The sequence below is a fragment of the Burkholderia sp. Se-20378 genome, assembly GCF_017104665.1.
In the GTDB taxonomy this organism is placed as follows: Bacteria; Pseudomonadota; Gammaproteobacteria; order Burkholderiales; family Burkholderiaceae; genus Burkholderia; species Burkholderia lata.
In genome coordinates, this window is sequence record NZ_JAAGPG010001195.1 from 1 (window position 1) to 833 (window position 833).

The following is an 833-nucleotide window of genomic DNA, read 5'->3' on the forward strand; positions in this document are numbered from 1 at the left end:
TCACGTTCTCGTCGCTGACGAGCCTGCGCGGCCTGCCGTATCGCGTCGTCTGCCTGCTCGGGATGGACGATGGCGTGCTGCCGAGCCTCGCGCGTGCCGATGAATTCGACCTGATGGCCGTGTTGCCGAAGCTCGGCGACCGGCAGCGCCGCGACGACGAGCGCAACCTGTTTCTCGACCTGCTGCTGGCTGCGCGCGACCGGTTGATGATTGCGTACACGGGCCGCAGCATTCGCGACAACGCGCCGCTGCCGCCCGCCGCACTCGTCGACGAACTGCTCGACCACCTCGCACTCGTCACGGCCGGGCCCGACGCGCCGCCGGACGCGGTCGAGGCCGCGCGGCGCGCATTCGTCGTCGAGCATCCGCTGCAACCGTTCGCGGCCGCGTATTTCCAGCCCGGCAGCGAACTCGTTTCCTACGACGCCGAGCGTGCGACGCTTGCGACGCTGCTGGCGGCCGAAGCGTTGCGCGACGGGCCGCGCGAGCTGCCGTTCTTCGCGCAGCCGCTGCCGGCCGAACCGGTCGAGCCTGTCGCATTCAGCGAATTCGAACGTTTCTGGCGGCATCCCGCGCGTGCGCTGCTGCGCGGGCGGCTCGGCATCGTGCTCGCCGACGCGCAGGCCGAACTGCTCGACACCGAGCCGTTCGCGCTCGATTTCGCCGGCAGCGATGCGCTCGCCGAGCGCGTGCTGCCGCTGCTGATCGAATCGGACGAGGGCGGCGTGCACGATCACGCACTGCGCATTGCGGACGCGAGCCCCGAACTGCCGGGCGGCGCGACGGGCGCCGTGTGGCGCGACCAGGCGCTTGGCTCGATGACGCAGCTCGCG

At 71.2% G+C, this 833-nt stretch carries 1 pseudogene; it reads left to right on the top strand.

From position 1 onward, the window contains the following. A pseudogene (locus G3N93_RS40960) lies at positions 1 to 833 on the top strand (exodeoxyribonuclease V subunit gamma); the annotation flags it as partial.